Source organism: Bradyrhizobium sp. 142 (genome assembly GCF_023074015.1).
Classification (GTDB): Bacteria; Pseudomonadota; Alphaproteobacteria; order Rhizobiales; family Xanthobacteraceae; genus Bradyrhizobium.
In genome coordinates this window covers 1-24,839 of record NZ_JADPKQ010000130.1, presented here as the reverse complement: position 1 = coordinate 24,839, position 24,839 = coordinate 1, and the positions used below count along the sequence as shown (strand labels likewise).

General features: G+C 63.9%; 21 protein-coding genes and 4 pseudogenes. 17 read left to right on the top strand and 8 right to left on the bottom strand.

Annotation, left to right across the window (positions count from 1 at the left end; all coding sequences use genetic code 11):
* Positions 1-730: pseudogene (locus IVA82_RS13160) on the top strand (SDR family oxidoreductase).
* 92 nt (positions 731-822) lie between these two features.
* Positions 823-972: pseudogene (locus IVA82_RS13155) on the top strand (FGGY-family carbohydrate kinase); the annotation flags it as partial.
* Positions 973-1,051: 79 nt separating this feature from the next.
* Here IVA82_RS13155 and IVA82_RS13150 read toward each other — a convergent pair.
* Entirely contained in the window at positions 1,052-1,990 is a 939-nt protein-coding gene (locus IVA82_RS13150; protein WP_247388882.1) for a LysR family transcriptional regulator, read from the bottom strand.
* Positions 1,991-2,197: 207 nt separating this feature from the next.
* Between IVA82_RS13150 and IVA82_RS13145 the strand changes: the two genes are divergently transcribed.
* From IVA82_RS13145 to dinB, 10 genes and pseudogenes are all read left to right on the top strand, one after another.
* Entirely contained in the window at positions 2,198-3,271 is a 1,074-nt protein-coding gene (locus tag IVA82_RS13145; RefSeq protein WP_247388883.1) for an ABC transporter ATP-binding protein, read from the top strand.
* Positions 3,272-3,313: 42 nt separating this feature from the next.
* Positions 3,314-4,030, top strand: coding sequence for an HAD family hydrolase (locus IVA82_RS13140; protein ID WP_247388884.1), 717 nt, complete (start codon positions 3,314-3,316; stop codon positions 4,028-4,030).
* A gap of 15 nt (positions 4,031-4,045) precedes the next feature.
* Complete coding sequence (locus tag IVA82_RS13135; protein ID WP_247388885.1) at positions 4,046-5,353, top strand: FAD-binding oxidoreductase; 1,308 nt, start codon at positions 4,046-4,048, stop codon at positions 5,351-5,353.
* Between the two features lie 29 nt (positions 5,354-5,382).
* The gene (locus IVA82_RS13130; protein ID WP_247388886.1) at positions 5,383-6,444 is read left to right on the top strand and encodes an ABC transporter substrate-binding protein; all 1,062 of its coding nucleotides are present in this window, start codon (positions 5,383-5,385) and stop codon (positions 6,442-6,444) included.
* 263 nt (positions 6,445-6,707) lie between these two features.
* On the top strand, positions 6,708-7,520 hold the full coding sequence (locus IVA82_RS13125; protein ID WP_247388887.1) for an ABC transporter permease: 813 nt from the start codon (positions 6,708-6,710) through the stop codon (positions 7,518-7,520).
* Positions 7,517-8,302: an ABC transporter permease gene (locus IVA82_RS13120; protein WP_247388888.1), complete on the top strand. Its 786-nt coding sequence runs from the start codon at positions 7,517-7,519 to the stop codon at positions 8,300-8,302. Before IVA82_RS13125 ends, IVA82_RS13120 begins: the two co-directional genes overlap by 4 nt.
* Before the next feature lie 66 nt (positions 8,303-8,368).
* Positions 8,369-8,604, top strand: a pseudogene (locus IVA82_RS13115) (aldehyde dehydrogenase family protein); the annotation flags it as partial.
* Positions 8,605-8,770: 166 nt separating this feature from the next.
* Positions 8,771-9,826, top strand: coding sequence for a sugar phosphate isomerase/epimerase (locus IVA82_RS13110; RefSeq protein WP_247388889.1), 1,056 nt, complete (start codon positions 8,771-8,773; stop codon positions 9,824-9,826).
* A 14-nt stretch (positions 9,827-9,840) separates the two neighbouring features.
* Positions 9,841-11,016: a Gfo/Idh/MocA family oxidoreductase gene (locus IVA82_RS13105; RefSeq protein WP_247388890.1), complete on the top strand. Its 1,176-nt coding sequence runs from the start codon at positions 9,841-9,843 to the stop codon at positions 11,014-11,016.
* Positions 11,017-11,200: 184 nt separating this feature from the next.
* Positions 11,201-12,448: a DNA polymerase IV gene (gene dinB / locus IVA82_RS13100; RefSeq protein ID WP_247388891.1), complete on the top strand. Its 1,248-nt coding sequence runs from the start codon at positions 11,201-11,203 to the stop codon at positions 12,446-12,448.
* A gap of 37 nt (positions 12,449-12,485) precedes the next feature.
* Here the strand turns inward: dinB and IVA82_RS13095 are convergent, their stop codons facing one another.
* Both IVA82_RS13095 and IVA82_RS13090 read right to left on the bottom strand, forming a co-directional pair.
* On the bottom strand, positions 12,486-13,394 hold the full coding sequence (locus IVA82_RS13095) for an RNA polymerase sigma factor (RefSeq protein WP_247388892.1): 909 nt from the start codon (positions 13,392-13,394) through the stop codon (positions 12,486-12,488).
* A 20-nt stretch (positions 13,395-13,414) separates the two neighbouring features.
* Positions 13,415-13,723 (bottom strand): hypothetical protein, encoded by a 309-nt coding sequence (locus IVA82_RS13090; protein WP_247388893.1) that lies wholly within the window; start codon positions 13,721-13,723, stop codon positions 13,415-13,417.
* Positions 13,724-13,897: 174 nt separating this feature from the next.
* Here IVA82_RS13090 and IVA82_RS13085 point away from each other — a divergent pair, with 174 nt between their 5' ends.
* Positions 13,898-15,307, top strand: a complete 1,410-nt coding sequence (locus IVA82_RS13085) for a DHA2 family efflux MFS transporter permease subunit (RefSeq protein WP_247388894.1) — start codon at positions 13,898-13,900, stop codon at positions 15,305-15,307.
* 505 nt (positions 15,308-15,812) lie between these two features.
* Positions 15,813-16,057, top strand: a pseudogene (locus IVA82_RS13080) (GIY-YIG nuclease family protein).
* Positions 16,058-16,082: 25 nt separating this feature from the next.
* Here IVA82_RS13080 and IVA82_RS13075 read toward each other — a convergent pair.
* On the bottom strand, positions 16,083-17,114 hold the full coding sequence (locus IVA82_RS13075; RefSeq protein WP_247388895.1) for an LLM class flavin-dependent oxidoreductase: 1,032 nt from the start codon (positions 17,112-17,114) through the stop codon (positions 16,083-16,085).
* Between the two features lie 88 nt (positions 17,115-17,202).
* Positions 17,203-19,260 (bottom strand): ATP-dependent helicase, encoded by a 2,058-nt coding sequence (locus IVA82_RS13070; protein ID WP_247388896.1) that lies wholly within the window; start codon positions 19,258-19,260, stop codon positions 17,203-17,205.
* Between the two features lie 127 nt (positions 19,261-19,387).
* Here IVA82_RS13070 and IVA82_RS13065 point away from each other — a divergent pair, with 127 nt between their 5' ends.
* Entirely contained in the window at positions 19,388-19,978 is a 591-nt protein-coding gene (locus tag IVA82_RS13065; protein WP_247388897.1) for a TMEM175 family protein, read from the top strand.
* Positions 19,979-19,984: 6 nt separating this feature from the next.
* Here IVA82_RS13065 and IVA82_RS13060 read toward each other — a convergent pair whose 3' ends face one another.
* On the bottom strand, positions 19,985-20,371 hold the full coding sequence (locus IVA82_RS13060; RefSeq protein WP_247388898.1) for a YciI family protein: 387 nt from the start codon (positions 20,369-20,371) through the stop codon (positions 19,985-19,987).
* A gap of 225 nt (positions 20,372-20,596) precedes the next feature.
* On the opposite strand from IVA82_RS13060, the gene IVA82_RS13055 reads away from it, so the two are divergent.
* Entirely contained in the window at positions 20,597-20,749 is a 153-nt protein-coding gene (locus IVA82_RS13055) for a hypothetical protein (RefSeq protein ID WP_247388899.1), read from the top strand.
* Between the two features lie 29 nt (positions 20,750-20,778).
* On the opposite strand, the gene IVA82_RS13050 is transcribed toward IVA82_RS13055, so the two are convergent.
* The gene (locus IVA82_RS13050; protein ID WP_247388900.1) at positions 20,779-21,492 is read right to left on the bottom strand and encodes a transporter substrate-binding domain-containing protein; all 714 of its coding nucleotides are present in this window, start codon (positions 21,490-21,492) and stop codon (positions 20,779-20,781) included.
* A 338-nt stretch (positions 21,493-21,830) separates the two neighbouring features.
* On the opposite strand from IVA82_RS13050, the gene IVA82_RS13045 reads away from it, so the two are divergent.
* The gene (locus IVA82_RS13045) at positions 21,831-24,242 is read left to right on the top strand and encodes an ATP-binding protein (RefSeq protein ID WP_247493321.1); all 2,412 of its coding nucleotides are present in this window, start codon (positions 21,831-21,833) and stop codon (positions 24,240-24,242) included.
* Positions 24,243-24,506: 264 nt separating this feature from the next.
* On the opposite strand, the gene IVA82_RS13040 is transcribed toward IVA82_RS13045, so the two are convergent.
* On the bottom strand, positions 24,507-24,839 hold a 333-nt coding region (locus IVA82_RS13040), incomplete at its 5' end, for a transposase (protein ID WP_247388901.1).

Below are 24,839 nucleotides of genomic sequence, written 5' to 3'. Positions count from 1 at the left end.
ATGACTCTCACGCTATCCGGAAAAGTGGCCGCCATCACGGGAGCGGCTTCGGGGATCGGTCTGGAATGCTCTAGGATTCTGCTGCGCGAGGGCGCGCGCGTCGTGCTGGTCGACCGTGACGAGGATGCCTTGAAGTCGGCTTGCGCAATCCTCGGCCCGGAGGCCGTCCCGTTGACGATCGACCTTACCAAGCCTGAAAGCGTCAGCCGTATGATGCCGGGGATACTGGACCCGAGCCGGCCAACTCGATATCTTCCACGCCAATGCCGGAACCTACGTCGGCGGCGATATTGTGGACGGGGATCCCGATGTCTGGGACCGCGTGCTGAACCTCAACGTCAACGCTGCCTTCCGTTCGGTCCACGCCGTCCTGCCGCACATGGTCGCGCGCCGGACTGGCGACATCATCGTGACGAGCTCGATTGCCGGTCTGGTGCCGGTGGTTTGGGAGCCGATCTACACCGCTTCCAAGCATGCCGTTCAGGCGTTCGTGCATACGGTCAGGCGGCAGGTCGCCAAGCATGGGCTGCGCGTCGGCGCCGTGGCTCCTGGTCCCGTGGTCACGGCCCTGATCAAGGATTGGCCCAAGGATAAGCTCGACGACGAATTGGCGGCCGGAGGCTTGATGCAGCCGGCCGAAGTGGCCGAGGCCGTGCTGTTCATGCTGACGCGGCCGAGGAATGTCACCATCCGCGATCTCGTCATCCTGCCGCAGAGCAACGACTTGTAAACGTCATCGCCAAGCACGATGGCGATCACTGAGATGTCCGACAAGCATTTCCTCGGCGCGCGCACTGCCTGTGCCGACGTCGACGAACAGTCGGCGCGCGTGGCGACACGATCATCGTCAGCGGCGGTGCGGGCCAGAGTGAGTTGGCGCGTCAGCTTTTGGCCGATACGATCGGACAACTCGTGGCGACGACAATCTCACGGGAGCCTGTGCTTCTCGGGTCCGCTATGCTAGGCGCGGTGGCCTGGGCGAATACTGATGCTAGCCGGCTGAAACCCGGACTGGACGGAGAAGGTGTGCTCCGCATGATCAAGAATCACATCAATAGCAGGCCGATATCAAGCCGAGCTTCGGGTGAAGGCGGTCGATCGCGGTGAGCTCGCTTTGCATCTGCTCGATGATCCAGTCGCGGATCTCGGCGGCGACGGGCCGCATTGGCCGATTGCGTGGCGGCAGGAATTCGCAGATCCGCCGGGTGGTGGTGAGCGCGTCGGATGCCGGCGTCAGCGCACCGGTCAATAGCCAGTGCGAGGTGACCGTCAGCCAGCCGAGCGCGATGCCTTGGCCGAGCAGGGCGGCCTGCACCACGACGGCATAGTCGGTGAAGCTCAGCGTCTTCGCCGCACCGCGGCGTTTCGTGAGAAAGGATGGGTAGTCCGCCGCCCAGTCGCCGGGCGTCTCGGCCAGGCGAATGATGGTGTTGCCTTCCGCCTGCCCGGTCTGACCGAGATAGCCGGGGCTGCACACCGGCAGCATGACCTCTTTCATCACCAGCGTGCCGCCGGACGAAGGCTCTTCGCGATCGCGAAAGCGCATGCCGAGGTCGACATTCTCCACCGGCCCGCGCAATGCACCCGAGATCAGCTGAAAGCGCAAATCGACTCGCGGAAACTGCCGTTGAAGCTTGTCGATCCGCGGCATCAGCCAATGCGTCGTGAAGGCGGAGGACACCGACAGCGTGACGGTCTCAGTGCCTTTGCGGCGGCGCTCGATCTCGACCAATCCGGTCTCGATGCTACGAAAGCCCTCCAGCACGCGGCGATACAAGAGTTCGCCTTCCTCTGTGAGCACGGCGCGTCCCGCTTTGCGATCGAACAGGCGCACGCCGAGATGCTCCTCGAATTGGCCGAGCATCCGGCTCACCGCGGGCTGCGTGACATTCAATTCGGCGGCCGCAGCCGTGAAGCTGCCGTTGCGCGCAGCTGCGTCGAAGACGAACAGGGCGTTACTGGAGGGCAGCATCCGGCGCAGCTCAGGCATAACGCCATGTTATGAGGCCGGTAAGAATTTGGCAATTGCCGAGTTTGGCCAAGTCTGGTGTCATTGGCATGACAGCCGAAAGACAGGGCTCGCGAGTGAAGATTGGTTGCAGCGCACGCTGCAATCCAGACTGCTCCGAAGACTTGTCTATAAAGCAAGCTTATGGCGTGCAGTGAGGCACGCCTGAGGACATGGCGAGGTCGATCGTTGGACAAGCGAGCGGAAAGCGTCGAGATCAGGTCCGCGAGCAAGGCTTACGGCGCAGTTCGCGCCCTCGATGACGTGTCCCTTAATGTCGGAGCCGGCGAGTTCGTCTCGCTGCTCGGCCCCTCCGGCTCCGGCAAGACCACACTGCTCGGCATTTTAGGCGGCTTCATCCTGCCCTCGTCCGGCTCAATCCTGTTCGGCGGCCGCGATGTGACCTACATGCCGCCACACAAGCGCGATCTCGGTGTCGTCTTCCAGAACTACGCGCTGTTCCCGCATATGAGCGTCGGCGAGAACGTCGCCTTCCCCTTGCGTGCGCGGCGCCTGCCGAAAGCGGGCTGGCCCGACAAGGTGCGCGCCGCGCTCGCGATGGTCGGTCTGGCCGGCTATGAAGCGCGGGGCATTGCGCAGCTCTCCGGCGGCCAGCGCCAGCGCGTGGCGCTGGCGCGCGCGATGATCTTCGAGCCGCGGCTGATCCTGATGGACGAGCCGCTCTCCGCGCTCGACAAGCAGCTGCGCGAATCCATGCAGATCGAGCTGCGCGCACTGCACAAGCGCATCGGCGCCACCATCATCTACGTCACCCACGACCAGCGCGAGGCGCTGACCATGAGCGACCGCGTCGCGGTGATGAAAGACGGCAGGCTGATCCAGATCGACGCGCCCGAGCGCCTGCACGATTTCCCCGCAGATTCCTTCGTCGCGAGCTTCATCGGCGAGGCGACGATGCTGCCCGTGCGCCGCGTCGATGGCTCCAGCGTCGCGCTCGGCAACGCTCTTTTGCGCAGCGCCCGAGCCATTCCTTCAGGCGATGCCCTGATGCTCGCGGTTCACAGCGAAAAGCTGCTGATCGATGACGGCGCGCAGGATGCCGCCTGCAATCGCTTGACCGGCACTGTCACCGATATCGTCTACCAGGGCGAGAGCCTGCGCATCTTCCTGGCGCTCGAAGGCGGCATCGCGCTCAGCCTGCGCCAGGCGAGCTACCACCAGGCGTATAGCCGCATTCCGCCGCTCGGGGGCAGCCTCACCGTCACCCTTCACCCCGAGGATACCATCGTCGTGCCGGGGTAGGGGACTGATCCCAGCTTTGTTCAACTGAGAGAAGAAGCCAAAATGTCGTCAGCAGCCTCGTTCAGCAATTTCAAGGTCCTCACCTTCGACGTCGTCGGCACCCTGATCGATTTCGAGACCGGCGTGCTCTCCGCGGTGCGCAGGATCTCCGGCAAGACGCCGGCCGAGCTCAGCGACGACAAGATATTCGAGTTCTACAAGCGCGGCCGCGACCGGCACCATGAGCGCTCGAGCGAGGTGATGTTCCATGTCTACCGCTACGTCGCCAAGGAGCTCGGGTTGCCCGCCGACGACGCCTCCTGCGACGTGTTTCAGCTCGCGGTGCTGCGCTGGGGGCCGTTCCCGGACTCGGTCGAGGCACTCAAGCGTCTGCGTACGAAATTCCGTCTGGTGGCAATGACCAATGCCGACCGCGTCGCACTGTCCTGCTACGCGCATGCGCTCGGCAACCCTTTCGACGACACCGTGTGTGCCGACGACACCGGTGTGGCCAAGCCGAACCCGGAATTCTTCGCCTACAACAAGGGCCGCCAGTCCGCCTTCGGCTACAAGCAGTCCGACATCCTCCACGTCGCGCAGAGCCAGTACCACGACATCGGGATCGCGCGGAAACTCGGCTACAAGGTGTGCTGGATCGAGCGCCGCCAGGGCATCGCGGGCTTTGGCGGCACGCCGGCCGTCGAGACGCTGACCAAGCCGGACTTCCATTTCCCGACCCTGAAGGCGCTCGCCGATGCGGCCATCGGACCGGTAGCGTAGTCGGTGGGCCCGGGCATGACACGGGACTGGAGCGCGCTGCCATCGGCCAATTCGCTGTGGGCCGCCACGGCCGAGCCGGCGCGCGATTTTCCGGTCTTGTCGGGCGAGCATCAGGCCGATGTAGTGATCATCGGTGCGGGCTACACCGGCCTCTCGGCTGCGCACCATATCGCCAGAAGCGGCCTGTCGCCGATCGTGCTGGAGGCGAACCGCCCCGGCTGGGGCGCGAGCGGCCGCAATGGCGGCGTGATCACGGCAAAGTTCCGGCTGTCGTTCCGCGAGATCGACGCCGTGCATGGCCGCGCCATGGCGCGGCGCATGTACGAGATCGCGCATGAATCCACAGACATCGTCGAGGAGCTGGTCTCCGAGTTCGGCATCGCCAGCGCGCAGCTCACCCGCGCCGGCCAGGTCAAGGCCGCGCACAACGAGACCACGCTCCGGGCCGCGACCGACGAGGCCGACTGGATGAAGTGCGAGATGGGTGATGCGGAGGTGCGCATCCTCGACAGACGCGGGGTGCGCGAGGAGACCGGCTCCGACAGCTTCGTCGGTGGCGTGCTCAATCCCGGCTCCGGCGGCATCCATCCGCTGAACTATCTGCGTGGCCTCGCCGAGGGCGTCGCGCGCCGCGGCGTCGGTGTCTTCCAGGAATCGCCGGTGGTCAAGCTCCGGCGCGACAACGGCGGCATCGTCGCGCAGACGCCGCAAGGCACGGTGCGGGCGAAGCAGGCGATCATCGCCACCAACAGCTATTCGGATCTGACCGACGCCACCGCGCACATGCAGCGCACGCTGATCCCGTTCCGCAGCGCCATCATCGCCACCGATAGGTTGCCGCGCAATCTCGCCGGACGGCTGATGCCGACGGGACGCACCTACACCGAGACCAAGCGCATGATGCGCTGGTTCCGCATGGTCGACAATCGGGTGATCTTCGGCGGCCGCGGTGCCTTCGGCAAGCAGGATTCGCAAGCCGCCTTCGAGGCGCTGCGCAAGGCGATGGTCGGCATCTTCCCCGACCTCGCCGAGGTCCCGCTCGCCTACAAATGGTCGGGGCTCGTCGGCATGACGCTGGACTCGGTTCCGCATATCGGCCGGCTCGACGACCGCACCTTGTTTTCGATGGGCTACAACGGCGCGGGCGTCGCGATGTCGAGCCTGATGGGCCGCTATCTCGCCGCGTTCGTGCGCGGCGAGACGCCCGAGGTGGGGCTGCTCGATGCGCGGCGGATGAAGGCCATTCCGTTCTATCCGTTGCGCGAGCCTGCCGTGCGCATGGTCGCCGGCTGGTACCAGTTTCTCGATGCGATCGGACAGTGAGATCTTGTGTGGCGACAGAGGAGGCGAGGATGACGATGAAACGCGATCTTGGAGTTGGCTATGCCCTGTTGGGCGCTTCGCTCGGCGCGATCGCGCTCGGCGGCACCGAGGCCAGCGCCGCCGAGCAGATCACCTTCGTCTCGCAGGGCGGTGCCTATCAGCAGGCCCAGACGGTGGCGATCCTCGATCCGTCCGCCAAGAAGCTCGGCATCACCATCAACCAGGATTCGATTCCCGACGCCTGGCCCGCGATCAAAACCCAGGTCGGCAGCGGCAAGCCGATCTGGGACGTCGTCGACACCCCGACCGGCTATTGCCTGCGCGGCGGCGAGCAGGGGCTGATCGAGAAGCTCGACTTCGCGAAGATCCCCAACGCCGCGGCAATGCCAGAGGCATATCGCAGCCCCTATTCGGTGTCGTACGAGTTCTATTCCAGCGTGCTGGCCTTCAGCCAGAAGACGTTCCCGAAGGACGCGCCGAACAGCTGGGTCGATTTCTGGGACGTCCAGAAATTTCCCGGTCGCCGCGCGCTGCGCAACCATCCGATTGCCACGCTCGAGGCGGCGTTAATGGCCGATGGCGTCGCACCCGACAAGCTCTATCCACTCGACGTCGATCGCGCCTTCAAGAAGCTCGAAGAGATCAAGCCGCACATCACGGTGTGGTGGACCTCCGGCGCGCAGTCGGCGCAGCTCCTCAACGACGGCGAGGTCGACATGGAGATGGCCTGGAACGGCCGCGTCAGCGCGGTTGCCAAGGAAGGCGCCAAGGTCTCCTTCACCTACAACCAGGGCATCTTGCAGAGCACCTCGCTCTGCATCCTCAAGGGCGCGCCGAATCTCGACACCGCGGTCAAGTTCCTCAATGAGGCCGTCGATCCCGTGCATCAGGCCAACCTGCCGCTCCACATCGACTACGGCCCGGGCAATCCGAAGGCGTTCGAGACCAATGTGATCAAGCCGGAGCGCGCCGCGCAGCTGCCGAGCGAGCCGGCCAATGCGGCCAAGCAGGCGCTGATGTCCTACGCCTGGTGGTCGTCGCCGGCGGGCGAGGCGGCCGAGAAGCGCTGGGCATCGTTCATGCAGAAGTAAGACGACCAGAGGGGGCAGTTGAGCGTGAACCGCGCCAGCAGTGACACTGCGCTCCCTCCCACGCTTGCGGGGGAGGGTTGGGGAGAGGGTCTCTCCGCAATAAACACTCCCCAGGAGGAGTGAGCCCTCACCCGCCGCGCTCGTCGAGCGCGTCGACCTCTCCCGCAAGCGGGAGAGGTGCAGCACCCGAGAAGAGCGAGGCAGCGTTGACGAGACAAGTGCCAGATCCATCGCAGAAACATCGGCGCCGCGAGCACCGGCTGATGCTGGCTTTGGTGTCGCCGGCGCTGCTGGTGATCCTGCTGCTGATCGTGCTGCCGGTCGGCTGGCTCGCCTGGCAGTCGATCTACCATGACGGCTTCTCGCTGGAGAACTATCGCCGCGTCTTCACTGAAGACATCTACTGGCGCAGTTTTGCGCTGACCTTCGAGATCAGCCTCGCCGTCACCGTGCTGGCGCTGCTGCTCGGCTATCCCGTAGCCTATCTCGCCAACACGGTGCCGAAAGGATGGAGCATCCTCATCCTGTCGCTGGTCGTGCTGCCGTTCTGGACCAGCGTGCTGGTGCGGGCCTATGCCTGGCTGGCGCTGCTCCAGCGTACCGGCGTGATCAACCAGTTGCTTCGTTATCTTGACGTGATCTCCGAGCCGCTCGCGCTGGTCCACAACACCTTCGGCACCGTGGTGGCGACCGTGCACATCCTCTTGCCGTTCATGGTGCTGCCGCTCTATGCGACCATGCAGAAGATCCCCGCCGACCTGATGCAGGCAGGCGCCAGCTTGGGTGCGAGCCCGTCGCTCACCTTCGTCCGCGTCTTCCTGCCGCTATCGCTGCCGGGCGTGCTCGCCGGCTGCACCATGGTGTTCGTGCTCTGCCTCGGCTTCTACATCACGCCGGAGCTGCTCGGCGGCGGCCGCACGGTGATGGTGTCGATGCTGGTGAGCCGCAACGTCGAGCTCTACAACCAGTTCGGCGCTGCGAGCGCGGTCGCGGTGGTGTTGCTCTTGAGCGTGCTCTTGATCTTCCTCGTCGTCAGCCGCTTCATCTCGCTCGATCGCGTGCTGGGGCAGAAATGATGCGACCGTCGCCCGCCCGGATTGCCCTATACGTGGTCAGCGCGCTGGTGCTGGTCTATCTGATCCTGCCCGTCCTGATCATCGCGCCGATCTCCTTCTCCAGCGCGCGCTTCCTGACCTTCCCGCCGCCGTCCTTCTCGCTGCGCTGGTACCAGCAGTATTTCGCCAACGCCGCCTGGATGCAGGCGACGCGGGTGACGCTGACGGTGGCATTCCTCACCGTCGTGATTGCGACGCCGCTCGGGGTTGCCGCCGCCTATGCCATCAGCCAGTCGAAGCTGCGCATCATGCGCATCATCCACATGGCGCTGCTTTTGCCGCTAGTGGTGCCGATCATCATCACCGCGGTCGGCATCTTCTTCGTTTATGCCAAGGTTGGTCTGGTCGCGACCCTGCCCGGCCTCGTGCTTGCCAATGTGATGCTGGGCCTGCCTTACGTCATCATTTCCGTGCTGGCGGGCTTGCAGAGTTTCGATGCGGCGCAGGAGATGGTGGCACGCAGCCTCGGCATGAACCGTCTGCGCAGCTTCTTCGCGGTGACGCTGCCGCAGATCAAGTCCAGCGTCGTCGCCGGCGGCATCTTCGCCTTCATCTCGGCGATGGACGAGACCATTGTCGCCCTGTTCATCTCAGGCGGCCAGTATCAGCCGCTGACCAAGCGCATGTTCACTGCGTTGCGCGACGAGATCGACCCAACCATCGCCGCGATCTCGACCCTGATGACGGCGGCCTCCTTCATGCTGGTGCTGCTCGCAAGCGCACGACTGCGGAGGAATTCGTAAGGCACCCTGGCGCTTGCGGGAGACGCAATTATTGATCGCGACGATGTAAATGGCATCCTGCCCGTGAAGGCGATCGAGATCGCCAACGATACTGTCTACGGCCTCGGCGCCCATGTGCAGGGCAGGGACATGGATCCGGTGCGGGCGGTCGCCAAGCATCTGGTCCGGTCCGGTCCATCTCAACTATCCTGACTGGGACCCGAACGCACCTTTCGGCGGATACAAGCGTTCCGGTAACGGCAGGCCCTGAGGGTATGGAGGAATATCTCGAGACCAAGGCCGTTCTCGGATTTTATCGATAGAACGTCATCTCCAGGACAACCCTTTCGAAATCAGGCTGCCGACATCGCGCTACCAGAGGCGATGAAGCGGACCGCGCGCGGTCTTGATGACGACATTTCGTTTTGCTGAGATATCGCGCTCGGCAGGCACGTGCTGCTGGAGCATCCAGGGAGAAGGAAGCACGAGATGAAGATGATCAAGGGACCGGCGATATTCCTCGCTCAGTTCACGGCCGATGCGGCGCCGTTCAACTCGTTCGACGCGATCTGCGAATGGGCTGCCTCGCTTGGCTATGAGGGGATTCAGATCCCGAGCTGGGACGGGCGACTCTTCGACCTCAACAAGGCCTCGGAGTCCCAGGACTATGCCGATGAAGTGAAAGGGATAGCAGCCGAACATCGCCTTTCCATCACCGAACTCTCGACCCATCTTCAGGGCCAGCTCGTCGCCGTACATCCGGCCTATGACGCAGCATTCGACGGCTTCGCCGTGCCGGAGGTGCGCGGCAATCCCAAGGGACGCACCGAGTGGGCCGTCGACCAGGTCAAGCGCGCAATTCGCGCCTCAGGGCGCCTCGGGCTCACGGCGCAGGCGACCTTCTCCGGCGCGTTGGCCTGGCCCTATGTCTATCCCTGGCCGCAGCGTCCAGCCGGCCTCATCGAGGCCGCCTTCGACGAGCTCGCCAGCCGATGGCGGCCGATCCTCGACTATGCGGACGAGCACGGTGTCGATCTTGCCTATGAGATCCACCCCGGCGAGGACCTTCACGACGGCGTCTCCTATGAGATGTTTCTCGATCGGGTCAAGGGTCACAAGCGCGCGAACCTGCTCTATGACCCGTCGCACTTCGTGCTGCAGCAGCTCGACTATCTGGACTACATCGACATCTACCACGAGCGCATCAAAGCCTTCCACGTCAAGGATGCCGAGTTCAACCCGACGGGCCGCCAAGGCGTCTATGGCGGGTTCCAGAGCTGGGTCGACCGCGCCGGCCGCTTTCGCTCGCTAGGCGATGGACAGATCGATTTCGGCGCGATCTTCTCGAAGCTCACGCAGTACGACTACGACAGCTGGGCGGTGCTGGAATGGGAATGCGCGCTCAAGCATCCTGAGCAGGGCGCGCGCGAGGGCGCCGAATTCATAAAAAGGCACATCATTCGGGTGACCGAGAAGCCGTTCGACGATTTCGCGGGCTCCGGCGCAGACGACCAGATGAACCGCAAGATGCTCGGCATCTCCTGAGCGAGGAGCAACAAATGGTTATTGAGGCAAGCAGCGGGGGCGGCGGTCATGCTCGTATCCGGCTGGGCATGGTCGGCGGCGGTCAAGGGGCCTTTATCGGCGCCGTCCATCGTATTGCCGCGCGTATCGACGACCAGTTTGTGCTGACGGCCGGTGCGTTGGCGTCGGATCCGGCCCGAGCAAAAGCCTCGGCGCGGGAGCTCGGTATCGCCGACGACCGCGCCTATACCTCTTTCGAAGAGATGGCGAAGGCGGAGGCCGCGCGCTCTGACGGCATCGAGGCGGTCTCGATCGTGACCCCCAATCACCTGCACGCCCCGGTCGCCAGGGCGTTCCTTGAAGCCGGCATCCACGTCATCTGCGACAAACCGCTCACGACGAGCCTCGCCGAGGCGGAGGAACTGGTTGAACTGGTCAGGAAGACGGGCAAGGTCTTCGTCGTGACGCACAACTACACGGGCTATCCCATGGTCCGACAGGCTCGCGCCATGGTGGCGAACGGTGATCTCGGCGAGATCCGGCTCGTTCAGGCTGAATATCTGCAGGATTGGTTGACCGAGCGGTTGGAAGCAAGCGGCCATAAGCAGGCCGCGTGGCGCACGGACCCGATCCGTTCCGGTGCTGGCGGTTGCATTGGCGATATCGGCACCCACGCCTACAATCTCGCCTGCTTCGTCACAGGTCTCGAGCTTGAGGAACTGCTCGCGCAACTTTCGACCTTCGTCGGCGGCCGGCGCCTCGATGACGATGTCCAGATTCTCCTCAAGTGGAAGGGCGGTGCCAAAGGCATGCTTTGGGCGAGCCAGGTCGCGGTCGGCAATGAGAACGGCCTGACGCTGCGCGTCTATGGGACCAAGGGTGGGCTCGAATGGGCGCAAGAAAATCCGAACTATCTCTGGTTCACGCGTTACGGGCAGCCCAAGCAGCTCCTGACCCGCGGCGGTGCCGGGGCCTTGGTCGAGGCGGGCCGCGTCACCCGCGTGCCATCGGGCCACCCCGAAGGATATCTTGAGGGTTTTGCAACGATCTATGCTGAGGCAGCGCGCGCCATTCGTGCGGCACAGGCCGGCAAAGCACCGGATCCGGCGGTGATTTTCCCGACCGTCGAGGATGGCCTCGCCGGCGTGAAGTTCATCGACGCCGCGGTGAATTCGTCTGCAAGCAATGGCGCCTGGGTTCGAATGACGTAGATGCCGATGCTTCTGTTGAGCTGGTTCTGTCTCCATAGCGGTGCCGGTCGCGTCTTACGACGCGTTTGACGGCCGGCCATGCTTCAGTCCGACAGGTTCGCAGGCCGGCTTGACACTCACTGCTGATGTTCTCATTATGTTCCATCAAAAGAGTTTCCTCGAAACGTGACGGACGAACGGTCGGATGGCGACGACAGCCACCATCCTCCATGCGGACCTGGACGCCTTTTATGCTTCGGTAGAGCAGCTGCTTGATCCTGCGTTGCGCGGCAAAGCCATCGCCGTCGGCGGCGGAGTTGTACTTGCCGCGTCCTACGAGGCTAAGGCGTTCGGAGTTCGCGGAGGGATGCCGGGACGGCGAGCGCGCGAGCTCTGTCCGCAACTCACATTTGTGAGCGGGCATTTCAAGGAATATCAGCGGCTGGGCGACGCCGCCATCAAGCTGATCGGCGATTTCACGCCTATGGTGGAGCGGATTTCAATCGACGAGGCCTTCGCCGACGTTGCTGGTTGTACCCATCTGTTCGGTCCACCCGACGAAATTGCGAGGACAATCCGCCAACGCGTCCGGGCTGAACTCGGCCTGCCGATTTCGGTCGGCGTGGCTCGCACCAAGCATCTTGCAAAGATTGCCTCGCAAGTGGCCAAGCCCGATGGGCTGGTGGTCGTCGATCCTGACAGTGAGTTGCAATTCCTTCACGATCTGCCGGTCGAGCTGATGTGGGGAGTGGGCCCGGTCACAAAAGCCCGGCTCGCCGAGATCGGCGTGCTCACAATCGGAGACTTGGCGAAGACACCGGGAGGCTCGCTTGAGGGGCTACTCGGTCCTGCGGCAGGAGAGAAGCTTGCAGCGCTGGCGTGGAATCGCGATCCACGCGAGGTCAAGGCTCACCGCCGCGCCCGATCGGCGGGAGCACAATCGGCGATCGGCAGGAAGCCTGCCGAAGAGCGGGTGTTTCGACCAACCCTGCTTCATCTTGCAGATCGAATCGGCACCCGGCTCCGGGCCAAGGGCAGGCCGGGCCGAACCGTGACGGTCCGCGTTCGCTTCGCCGGCCTGAACTCAGCTACGCGCTCGGTAACGCTCGCCGCGCCTATCGCGGCGACCATGATCCTTGCCGAACTCGCCGAGGACCTGGTGCGTGCCGTCCTTGCAGATCACCCTGACGAGAAGACCATTTCGCTCCTCGCGATCTCCGTCTCGCATCTCGAGGAGGACTGGGATCTCGAGCTGGAGCTTCCGCTTGGGCTTCGAGATGAACCGCGCCGCCCCGGCAGCAAAATAGGCCTGGCGCGTTGGGCGGCCGACCGTGCCGTCGATAAGATCCGCGATCGTTTTGGATGGGATGCGATCGGATATGGCTCCGTGGCGCTGGGCATCTCGCGTTCGGTTCCTGACGAGTTTCGCAAGCTCGCCGAAAAGGACTTGTGATGGTCATGGGAAGCTTGCAGTCTGCCCGGTTGGGCTGCTATCGCCTGATGTTGTCCTGGTCAACTTGGACATCAGCCTCATCGGCGACGTACGCGGCATGCCTGAAGTCCCGGATCCTAACGACTTTGCCCGCCGACCAGCCGAGCAGAATGAAGTATTTCGGCTTTGCGCCTAGGGGCGCCATGGGATCGAGCACCAAGATGGCCGGACGGCCCTCGACGAGGCCGGGTACGAGGTGCCAATCATTGATCTTGGCGTAGTTGCCGAAGTAGCGGGACACCTCGGCTTTGCCATCCAGCCGGGACTTGTTCACCAGATCGAGCTTGACGTCCTCGGCAATCATGGTGCGGATCGCATCGAAATCCCGCGCATTGAAATGGTCGACATAGTTGGCAAGCCGCGCGCGGTCGGCTGCCGATAGACGCGGACGCGGCGCATCGTCGGGTTCCTCAGCAAGTTCGCGCAGCCTCGCGCGCCCGCGATGCAACGCGCCCTTTACTGCGGGCAGTCTCCAGTCCATGACATCGCAAATCTCTTGAAGCGAGCAGCCGAGCACGTCCATCAGGATGACGCTTGCGCGTTGGCCAACCGGCAGGCGCATGAATGTGCGCAGGCTGGTCGCGGCGATTTGGCGGCTTGCGACGGTATCGATCTCGTCGACGATCATGTCCACCTCCTGAAGCGAATGCAGTGCCTCCTGCCGGTTGCGACGGCGCAGGAAATCGAGCGCCGTGTTGTGGGCGATCCGGAACAGCCAGGCCTCCGGATTGCGGATCGGGCCGGCCGTGGAGGCCGCCTCCACAGCCTTCATCAGTGCGTCCTGCAACACGTCTTCCCCGTCGATGGCGGATCCGACCATGCGCGCGCAATAGCGGTGCAGCCGCGGTCGCATGGTTAGCAGGACCGCCGGAATGTCGTGTGCTGCGACTTCCTGAGCTGAATTCATGATGCCTCCATCACCAAGCCCTATGGCTCCGCCAGTATGCGATAGTTGCCGACGACGATAGCACTATTACGGGTCGGCGGCTCGGCGCAGCGGTCGCGTAGCCCGCTCTGAAACGCCTGAAAGGCCGCAAGCTTCGGGATCGGTGACGAGTCGTCCTCGACGGTTGTTTCGACAATGTGGATGAAGCTGTTGTCCTCGAGTCGCAGCGTCAAGTAATGCACGCCATCTGGTTGCGCCGTCTTCAGCTCGGCAAACACCGCCTCGACCAACTCGGCATTCTTGTCGGCCATTTCGGGTCTGGTCTTGTAGCGGATCACTGTTCTTCTCATGGTTGCCTCCTCGCCTCGGCCGCAGCACCACTGCGGCTTCTCAACCACGTAGGACGTCTGTCCTGGCCCAAAGGATGCGGTCCGGACAATTCTTTTTGAGGCCGCATCCTGGGGCCCTTTTGCTTCGTCCTCCGTGCGACGGCGCCGTTCGGGCGTCAGGATGGAGTTTACGAGATGCAAGACGCTTCCAAACCCGCGGGGAAGACCTGGGTCTTCGCTCTGACCTCACTCGCCTCGTTCATGATAGCGTTGGATGCCTTGGTACTTACGACGGCGTTCGCAGATATCCGCACCGAGTTCTCAAGCACGGTCGAGACGCTGCAATGGACCGTCAATGCCTACAATCTCGCATTCGCCGTGTCACTGCTGTCCGGGGCCGCGCTCGGCGACCGGTTCGGCCGGCGCAGGATGTTCGCTGGTGGCATCGTGCTGTTTACACTCGCTTCCGCCGCTTGCGCGCTGGCACAGACGGTCGAGTGGTTGATCGCGGCGCGTGCAGTGCAGGGCACCGGGGCGGCCCTGGTGATGCCGCTTGCGATGGCGATCCTGAGCGGTACGTTCGGGCGCGAGGAGCGTGCAAAAGCGCTCGGCATCTTTTCCGGGATTACCGGCTTTGCATTGATCGTCGGGCCTGCGATGGGTGGCCTGTTCACTGAACAACTTGGCTGGCGCTCCATCTTCTGGATCAACCTGCCGATTGGCGCGATCGCAGCCACGTTGGTACGGGCGCGTTTGCGCGAAAGCTTTGGACCGGCCGCAACACTCGACATCATCGGGTTGGCGCTGGTCGCGATTGCGTCACTGGCCTGGGTCTGGAGCCTCATGCGCGGCAACACCGTCGGCTGGACCAGCGCGGAAGTCGTAGGTGCGATTGTCGCTGGTCTCGCCTTCGCGGCCGCGTTCCTGATCTGGGAGTCGCGCGCCGCCGCGCCGATGGTGCCGTTACGGCTATTTGCGTCACGGCCGTTCTCCGCGGCGCTCGCGCTGAGCCTCCTGTTTTATGCCGCGATGTATGGGGTGCTATTTTTGCTGCCGCAGTTCCTGCAAGTGACCCTGCATTTCGGCGCTTTCGGCGGCGGGCTGCGCCTGTTGCCATGGACCGCGACCCTGTTTGTGACCGCCCCAATAGCGGGCGCGGTGGTCGGCAAATTCGGCGAGCGGCCCTTGGTGGTGACGGGACTCATCATGCAGGCCATCGGGCTCGGCTGGATCGCCTTGATCGCCTCGCCCGATGCCAGCTACGGCGCGCTCGTCGTTCCGCTGGTGGTTGCTGGCGTGGGCGTATCCATGGCAATGCCGGCAGCGCAAAGCGCCATCCTGAGCTCGGTCTCGTTGCCTGAGATGGCAAAGGCCTCCGGTATCTTCAATATGGGCCGGTTTCTCGGCGGTATGTTCGGGATTGCTGCGCTGGTTGCCACGTTCGCGGCGAATGGTGCAATGGATAGCCCGGCGCATTTCGCCGATGGTTTTGGGGCAGCGATGACTTTGGCGGCGCTGCTGTCGCTGGCCGGCGCGTGGATCGGCCTTTTGCTGCCCGCTCGAGAATTGGTGTCCACCGCCTCGGCGCCGCAAAGAATAGGGTGAAACGAGCGTGAACAAAACGAAATGGCGCCCACGACGTCGAGCAGTTTCAATGACTGAGAAGTTGGACACTTCGTTCGGGACACAGGTGACGGCCGCTTCGGACGGCCATGATCAGCGAACGTCGGTATTGGTGGTTGCAGGTCCACGATTGAACCTGCGGCGGGATCATCGGTCGAGGGGCAGGGAGGAAAGGGCGGCCTTCTGTTTTGTCATTTGTGGGTGACACCCTCGCTTGATTGGATCTGGTTGGACGTCGGTTGCAGGAGCTAGCTTAAACTGGCCCATGATGGACTGGACTGACCCACGCTAGCTGACGTTGGCGATCCCTGGATGGAATTTGACGAAGCCCCAACCACGAAGCCGATCGAGTGCGCTGAGGTCGCGCGCTCAGTCCCTAAAATCAAAATGCTGAGGTGTAGTGGGTGTCGAATGAACTGGCAGTTCGCGTGCCTTTAGCCAAAGCTCTTGATGCCGTCCGAAGCCTTGGCGAAGGAGGACGGTGTCCATGCACAATGTCTATCTTCTGGAAAGCGAAACTTTCGGCGGTCAGCGCTACATCGGCCTGAAGACGGATCTTAGGCAACGCCTTGCGGATCACAACGCTGGTAAATCACCACACACGTCGAAGTACAACTCCTTGGCGACTGATTACGTATGTGGCCTTTTCCGAGATCGAGAAGGCGCGAGCCTTCGAACGTTATTTGAAGTCAAGGTTCGGGCCACGCCTTCGCGAAAAAGCGGCTCTGGTGAGCCGATGCGAAGACGGACTGCCGGCTTATCCCATCATCTCCCTGACCATCGGCACCACCTTGCGCCCATAAAGCTCGATGCTGCGCATCAGCTTCTCATGCGGCAGCGATCCGGCCGAATACTTCAACTGGAAGCGCGAAATGCCAAGCACCTTTGCGGTTGCCGCGATTTTTCGCGCGACGGTTTCCGGCGAGCCGACATAGAGCGAGCCGTGCTCGGCCTCGCTGACGAATTCGTCGCGTCCCATCGGCGGCCAGCCGCGCTCCTTGCCGATGCGGTCGCGCATAGCCTTGTAGTCGGGCCATAGCTCCTCGCGCGCCTCTTCATCGGTCTCGGCGACGTAGCCCGGCGAGTGCACGCCAATCGGCTTTGCTTGGCGGCCAAATTCCTTGAAGGCGCGGTGATAGAGATCGACGTAAGGCGCAAAACGTGCGGGATCGCCGCCGATGATCGCCAGCATCAAGGGCAGATCGTAATGCGCGGCGCGCACCACTGATTGCGGACTGCCGCCGACACCGATCCAGGTCTTCAGCGTGCCGTGCTCGACCGGCGGATAGACGCGCTGGTCCTTCAGCGGCGGACGCAGCTTGCCTTCCCAGGTCACGGGCTTTTGCGACAGCAGCGCGATGAACAGGTCGAGCTTCTCCTCGAACAGCGCCTCGTAAGCCCGCAGATCGAAGCCGAACAGGGGAAATGATTCGGTGAATGAGCCGCGGCCGAGGATCACCTCGGCGCGTCCGTTCGACACCGCATCGAGCGTGGCAAAGCGCTGGAACACGCGGATGGGATCGTCCGAGCTCAGCACCGTCACGGCCGAGCCGAGATGGATGCGTTTGGTGCGCGCCGCGATCGCGGCCAGCACGGTCTCGGGCGAGGAGATCGCGAAATCGGCGCGGTGATGTTCGCCCAACCCGATGAAGTCGAGGCCGAGCTCGTCGGCCAGCACCGCCTCATCGACGACGTCGCGGATCACCTGCGCATGCGCAAGCATGGCGCCGGAGGCATCCCTGGTAACGTCGCCAAAGGTATCCAGTCCGAATTCGAGCGGTGCGGTCATCGATCAGGTCTCTGCGGGGAAGATGGCTGAGACTTAAGGGATGACCGCTTTACCACAAGGCGGCTTTCGGAAATGCTCGGTTTCCGTTTTACCGCCACATCCCGCGCATCCGCGCGCCGATGTCGACCTTCGGGCCTTGCGCCGCGGAGCGCGCCGCGCCGGCGGCGGCCTTCGGCCAGGCGGTGCGCTCGAACAGATAGACCAGCTGCTCCGGGATGAAGCGGGTGCGCGAGGCATAGACGTGGCGGTCGCCCTTGGCGGCCTGGCCGTGGGTGAAGAAGCGCTGCGGCACGACGAGGTGCAGATCGTCCTTGGCGCGCGTCATCGCGACATAGAGCAGCCGGCGCTCTTCCTCGAGCTCGGCGCTGGTGCCGGCGCCGAGATCGGAGGGCATGCAGCCGTCGACGACGTTGAGCACGAATACCGATTTCCACTCCTGCCCCTTGGCGGAGTGGATGGTAGAGAGGATCAGATAGTCCTCGTCGCGGAGCGGAGGTCCGGATTTGTCGCTGGTCGCATCCGGGGGGTCGAGCGTGAGCTCGGTCAGGAATTTTTCGCGCGAAACGTAGCCGCTCGCGATCTGCTCGAGCTGCATGAGATCGGCGCGGCGCGTCTCGGAATCCTCGTGGATGCGATCGAGATGCGGCGCGTACCACAGCCGCACGCGTTCGAGATCGGCCGGCCATTCCGAATAGCGCAGGTTCTCGACCGTGCGGACGAAGTCGGCCCAGTCCGCGCCGGTGCGCGGCGGCGTCGGTAGCTGGCCGAGCGCGTGCAGCGGGTCGGGGCTCTCTGCCATCTGGTCGAGCACGCGCTGCGCGGTCGCAGGGCCGATGCCCGGCAACAAATGCAGGATGCGAAACCCCGCGACGCGGTCGCGCGGATTTTCGGCAAAGCGCAGCAGCGCCAGCACGTCCTTGACATGTGCGGCGTCGAGAAACTTCAGCCCGCCGAACTTCACGAACGGGATGTTGCGGCGGGTCAGCTCGATCTCCAGCGGTCCCGAATGCGACGACGTCCGGAACAGCACCGCCTGGTGCTTGAGCAGTGCGCCTTGCTCGCGATTGGCCAGCACCTCCTCGACGATGTAGCGGGCCTGGTCGGCCTCGTCGTGCACGGTGACGAGCTGCGGCTTTTGCGTGGAATTGCGGTCGGTCCAGAGGTTCTTGGTGAAGCGCTCGCGGGCGAGACCGATGACGCCGTTGGCCGCCGCCAGCACGGTCTGGGTCGAGCGGTAATTGCGGTCGAGCGTGATGAGCTCGGCGCGCGGCGAAAAGTTTTGCGGGAAGTCGAGGATGTTGCGCACGGTGGCGGCGCGGAACGAGTAGATCGACTGCGCATCATCGCCGACCACGGTCAGCCCGCGTCCGTCAGGCTTCAGCGCCAGCAGGATCGAGGATTGCAGGCGGTTGGTGTCCTGGTACTCGTCGACCAGCACGTGATCGAAGCGGCCGCCGATCTCCTCGGCGATCAGCGCATCGCTCATCATCTGCGACCAGTAGAGCAGGAGGTCGTCGTAGTCGAGCACGTGCTGGGCCTGCTTGGCCTCGACGTAAGATGCGAACAGGCTTTTCAGCTCGGCGGCCCAGCCGGCGCACCAGGGATAATGCTGGCCGAGCACCTTCTCGATCTCCATCTCGGCATTGACGCAGCGCGAGTAGATCGAAAGACACGTGCCCTTGGCGGGAAAGCGGCTTTCTGTCTTCGACAGGCCGCGCTCGTGCCGGACCAGGTTCATCAGGTCGGCGGAATCCTCGCGGTCGTGGATGGTGAAGGACGGGTCGATACCGATCCGCTCGGCATATTCGCGCAAGAGCCGCGCGCCGATGCCGTGGAAAGTGCCGGCCCAGCTCAAGGCGTCGCGCATGATCGCGGCATTGTTCTCGCCGAGCACTTTTCGGGCAATGCGCTCGACCCGGCCGGCCATCTCGGCCGCCGCGCGGCGCGAAAACGTCATCAAGAGGATGCGGCGCGGATCTGCGCCCGCGACGATCAGATGAGCGACGCGGTGGGCAAGCGTGTTGGTCTTGCCGGAGCCGGCGCCGGCGATGACGAGCAGGGGGGCGCCCACGGTCGACCCTTCGGCCACGCCATGCTCGACGGCGCGGCGCTGCTCCGCATTGAGCGTGTCCAGATATGTCGCCACGAATCGCCCCGGTGAAAGATCGAGCGTCGGCGATTTGCTTGCGAATCGCAATGCGGCTGGACGGAACCGAATTTAGGACTTAGGGGAGAGACGGACAAAAAGTTCCAGTCCGCGAAGCTTGCCAGGAATGCCCGAGCTCAAGCCCGACCAGTTCGAAATGCGGCGGCTGGAGTCGCTCAGCAACACCATTTTCGGCGTCGCCATGACGCTGCTCGCCTATGACCTGCCCAAGGCGGCTGTATTCACCGGCGCGCCCGATTGGAACGATCTCGCCCGGGTCTATTCCGGCAAGCTCGCCGGTCTGGCGCTCAGCTTCATCATCGCCGGCGTGTTCTGGATCAGCCACCACCGCCGGCTGGCGCGCCAGCCCCTGGGCAGCCGCGGCACGGTGGTCCTCAACCTGTTCTTCCTGCTCTCGATCGTACTGCTGCCCGTGACCAACGGCCTCTACACCAATTATGCCATGAGCAGCGCGGTCGCCGTGCTCTATGGCCTGCATTTGACCGCCATCGCCGGCCTCAATGCCTGGCTGTGGTGGAGGATTTTGGGCGGCTGGCGCCACGAGATCATGGCGTCGCTGTTTCCGCTGCTGGTGTTCATCCCGGGCACGATCGTCGCGGTGTTTGCGCCGCACGTCGCGCCCTTCGTGTGGTTCATCGCCTTCGGCGGGCTCCTAATCCAGCGCTTCTATGCCGCGCCGACCGGGGCGGACGCGTAGGCCCGGTCATCCATCCGACGGCGTCGCGCCGAACCCATCCGCTGGCACGTAAAGCTTGACCGGGCGGATTTCGTAGACCGCAGTCGGATTGACCTGACGCAGCGTGCGCGCCGCCGCGATTGCCTCTTCGTCCGTGTCGTATTCAACGAGGTGGAAGCCGAGGAGCTGCTCCTTGGTCTCGGCAAACGGGCCGTCCAGCACCATTCCTGCGCCGGGGCCACGCAAGGTGCGGGCCTTTCGAGTCTCATCCAGACGGGCGGCCGGCCCAAAATGTCCACTCGCCCTCAAGGGCGCTTGAACCTCGATGACTTTGGCCACGACCGCGGCGTCCTGCTCCGGCGTCCACGACAAAATCTCATCTTCCACATGGTAGGCCAGGATGGCGTAGAGCATCGTCACCTCGTTCATTTTTGTTGTCGCAAGTCCAAAGGACGTATCACCGCGCCCGCTGCCGACCAAGCCGGAACACGAAATATTGCGCCGCCACGGCGCGACGAAACCGTCCCGAAACTCGATTGCCGGCCTCTGGCGTGAACGCCGTGGGACGGGGCCACGACTGATGACCACCAAGAACACTGGAGGCGGCAATGTCGGGTCACACCATCAAGATCATCTGCGATGCGCGTCGGGCGGGACAATCGGAGCCTGCCGATCTACACGACCATGCCGCATCACCGCTATTACGGCAGCTCCGCCGAGAAGGGCGGCGAGCGCATCGCCGAAAGCCGACGCGGCAAGCGCCCGCGCTCGCCTAACGTCTGCGGCTTCTGACCTTTCGCGCGACCAACGGTTGCCGCGCGTCACATTCCGCTCAGCACCTGCTTGATCAGGGTTTCCCGCAACCGGGCGAGTTCGCCGCTCGCGTCCATCTGCTCGATCACCCTTCCGACTTTCGGCACGAGATCGCGATGCCGTTCGTGCAAATGGTGGTAGATGCTGATGCGCTCGAGCGGCGGGGAGAGCGGATGGATCCTGACCTCTAGATTGAGTTTCCTTACCGCAACCAGCCCGCTGAAGAGGTCGGTGACCATCACGTCGAAGCGGTCGGCATCGAGCATCTTGACCATGTTCTCCAGGCTGGTGGTCGCCGTGACGCGCGTCATGCCGCGCGTACCGGCTTCCGACGAGCCGACGCCGCGCACGATGCCGATGCTGTAGTCGCTGATCGAATCCCAGCCGGCGACGTCGAAATGCAGTTTCGTGGTGAAGACGGCGGGCTCGATGTAGTTGATCGCAGGGGTCACCTGGATCAGCGTCGGGTAGTCGCGCGAGAGCGTTCCGATCCGCCGGATCTCGCCGTCGACCTCGCCGGCGCTCGACAGCGCGAGCGCGCGCTTGCCGGGGACGTCCTCGAATTCGAGCTTGATGTTCAGCCTGGCATAGACCGCGCGCAACATCTCGCCGCCGACATATTGATCGGGGATGTCGGCGATGCGCGCCAGCCGGATGACCTCTTGCGCCTGCGACGGGCCGGCTGCGAGCAGCGACAGGCAGACCACGACTATCCGCCACATGACCCGTCTCCTCGGGCGTGCCCTGCTACCGCTAGATTCGGCTGCCGCGCGATCTACGGGAAGATGGCACCTGCGCCGGGCCGCAACGCTCACAGCGCGCTCCCGCCGTGCGGGCGGCTCCGGACTTTCACCGATGTCATTCTAGCACGCGAGGTGGTAGTTTGCCCGGGAATCCTGCTGCTGGGCGCAAGATATGACCCCGCCGACCTCAAGCCGCCCATGGGCCGACAGGATCGCCGCGCGCATTGCGTGCTGAGGCCGAGTCTCAACAGTTGAATTTGTTCGAGGCTGCGATCGGCAGGCCGAGCAGGGTGTCGCCATTTTCGGGGACTTGGTGCATGGGCAACGCAGGTAACGAGGATTCCAAGCGCCGCCGTGCCATTGCGCCAGCGACTGAGAAGCAGGATTTGACCGGCATCGGCGCCGTGCTCGCGCCCACGATGTTGGCGGCGCTCCTGTCACGGATCTTCAACTGGTTGCGCAGTGGCGTCGGGCCCCGCCTGCTTGCCGCCGTGCTGCTGTTCTCATCGGTCGTGACGCTGACGCTGACCGCGCTTCAGCTCTACTTGGATTACAATCGTGAGGTCGGTCTCATCGAGACGCGGCTCGACGAGATCGGCCGCAGCACCACGGGCAGCCTCGGAGAGAGCCTGTGGAATCTCGACCAGAACCAGCTCAAGCTGCAGCTCGACGGCATTCTGCGGCTGCCCGACATCCGTGCGGCAGAGGTCCGCGAGATCGCCAATCGGCCCAATCCGATCCGCGTGGAGGTCGGCGAGCGAAGTACCCGTTCGGCCATGATCCGGGAATTTCCGCTGACCACCATGGTGCAGGGGACCTCGCGCGCCATCGGCACGCTTCGGGTCGAGGCGACGCTGACCGACGTCTATCAGCAATTGCTGAACAGGGCCCTCGTTATTCTGGCAAGCCAGGCGGCCAAGATGTTCCTCGTCTCCCTGTTCATCATCTACATGTTTCATCTGCTCGTGACGCGGCATCTCGTCGCGATCGCAGAGTTCGTCGGCAAATACAGCCTCGGGCGGCCGCCGCCGCCTCTGCGCCTGGAGCGCCGGCCGCCCGACGATCCCGACGAGCTGGACAAGGTGATTGATGCCTTCAACGCCATGTGCGCCAACCTCGAACGTGCCTATGGCCAGCTGCGCGAGGTCAACGGAAATCTCGAGCGTGACCTGAAGATCCGCCGGCGCGCCGAGGAGGAAGCACGCGCGAGCGAGCAGCGCTTCCGTGACTATGCCGAGACCGCATCCGACTGGTTTTGGGAGACCGGACCGGATCACGTGTTCACCTACATATCGGACCGGGCCGATGCCTTCGGCATGGACCACCGGGCCCTGATCGGCAGGCGTCGTTCGGACGCAGCCTTCGACCGCGATGCCGAGCCGCAGAAATGGCGCAGTCACCTGGCGACGCTGGATTGTCACGAGCCGTTCCGGAAATTCGAGTATCGCGGCCGCGATGCGGCCGGACGCGTGCGCCATTTCAGCGTCAACGGCCAGCCGGTGTTCAGCGCCGACGGACGCTTCATGGGCTATCGTGGTTCGGCCACCGATCTCACCGAGCAGCACGAGACGGAGGAGCGGCTTCGCCAGTCGCAGAAGATGGATGCGATCGGCCAGCTCACCGGCGGCGTCGCGCATGACTTCAACAACGTGCTCACCGTCATCACTGGCACCATCGAGATCATCCAGGAGGGGCTGGCGGACAAGCCCGACCTCGCCGCGATCGCCCAGCTCATCGACGATGCAGCGGCGCGCGGCGCGGAGATCACCTCGCAGCTCCTGACCTTTGCGCGTCGCCAGCCGCTGGAGCCGCGCGAGATCGACGTCAACGCGCTCGTGGTCGAGACGGCGAAGCTGTTGAAGCCGATCCTGGGCGGAAACGTCGAGATCGTGACCCGCTTCGTGGACGACGCCTGGTCGGCGATGGCCGATCCGTCGCAGCTGTCGTCGGCGATCGTCAATCTCGCCGTCAATGCGCGCGATGCGATGCCGGGCGGCGGCAGGCTGACGCTCGAGACCGCAAACTGGGAATTCGACGGCGCGGACGGTGCCGGTGACGGCGACGCCACACGCGGTGCCTTCGTCATGGTCGCGGTGGCCGACACCGGCCACGGCATCCCGGCCGACATCCGCGACCGCGTGTTCGAGCCTTTCTTCACCACCAAGGGGGTCGGCCGCGGCACCGGACTTGGCCTCAGCATGGTCTACGGCTTCGCCAAACAGAGCGGCGGCACCGTTGCGATCGAGAGTGAGGAGGGCCGCGGCACCGTGATGCGGCTGTTTCTGCCGCGATCGGCGGGCGGGGCGCCGGCCAGGACCGGGACGGTGCAGGCGCCGGCGGCGGCACGCGGGCACGAGACGATTCTCGTGGTCGAGGACGATCCGCTGGTGCAGGGCTATGTCATCGCCCAGCTCGGCAGCCTCGGCTATCGCACGCTCGCAGCCGGCGACGGCGCAACCGCGCTGGCGCTGGTGGAGCAGGGCGCCAAATTCGATCTGTTGTTCACCGACATCATCATGCCCGGCGGCATGAATGGGCAGGAATTGGCCGCGGCCGTGCGGCGCCTCCGCTCGGGGATGAGGGTGCTCTACACGTCCGGCTATACCGACAACGCCCTCGACCACGAGGGCCATCTCGATCCCGGTGTGGCGTTGCTGAGGAAGCCGTACCGGAAGTCGGACCTGTCACTGAGGATCCGCGAGGTGCTCGCTGGCGAACTGCCCGCCTGAGCAGCACGCACGATGCCAACGAAAAGGCGCGGCGGGGAGGCCCCGTCGCGCCCGATTTTCTGCTCGCTGGTCCAGGGCTGAGAGCGCCCCGATGCCAAGCCCTTTTCAAAAGCTTAGCGGGCGATCCCAGCGAGGTGACAGCGCTTGGTAAAAGACACTGGATCACCTCCTTTCGTTGGTTTCGGAAGATTTCAATATAGGCGGCAACGCCGCTCTTGTTAAGGGGAGGCGGTCTAGGGAGGAACTAGTATCTCGTCACAGTGATTATGACTCTTTGGGAGTGGCGGGATAGGAGCCTGCCATTTTGGCGCGGGCCTTGTCTGTTGTGAACATCCATTTGATGCGGGAGCGGGCGGCGTTTCGTTGCCGTTCCCAGGCAGTGATCTCGCGGCGCAGTCGCTTGGGGTCGTCGATCCTGCGATCCAGGCACTGGCCCCGCAGGACGCCGATCTCGATTTTGACCATGTTGAGCCAGCTGGCGTGCTTGGGAGTGTAGTGGAACTCGAGTCGTCGCAATATCCGCCTGGCTTCGGCGGGCGGGAACGCCTGATACAGGGCGCCGGCGCAGTGGGTCGATAAATTGTCCTGAACGACCCG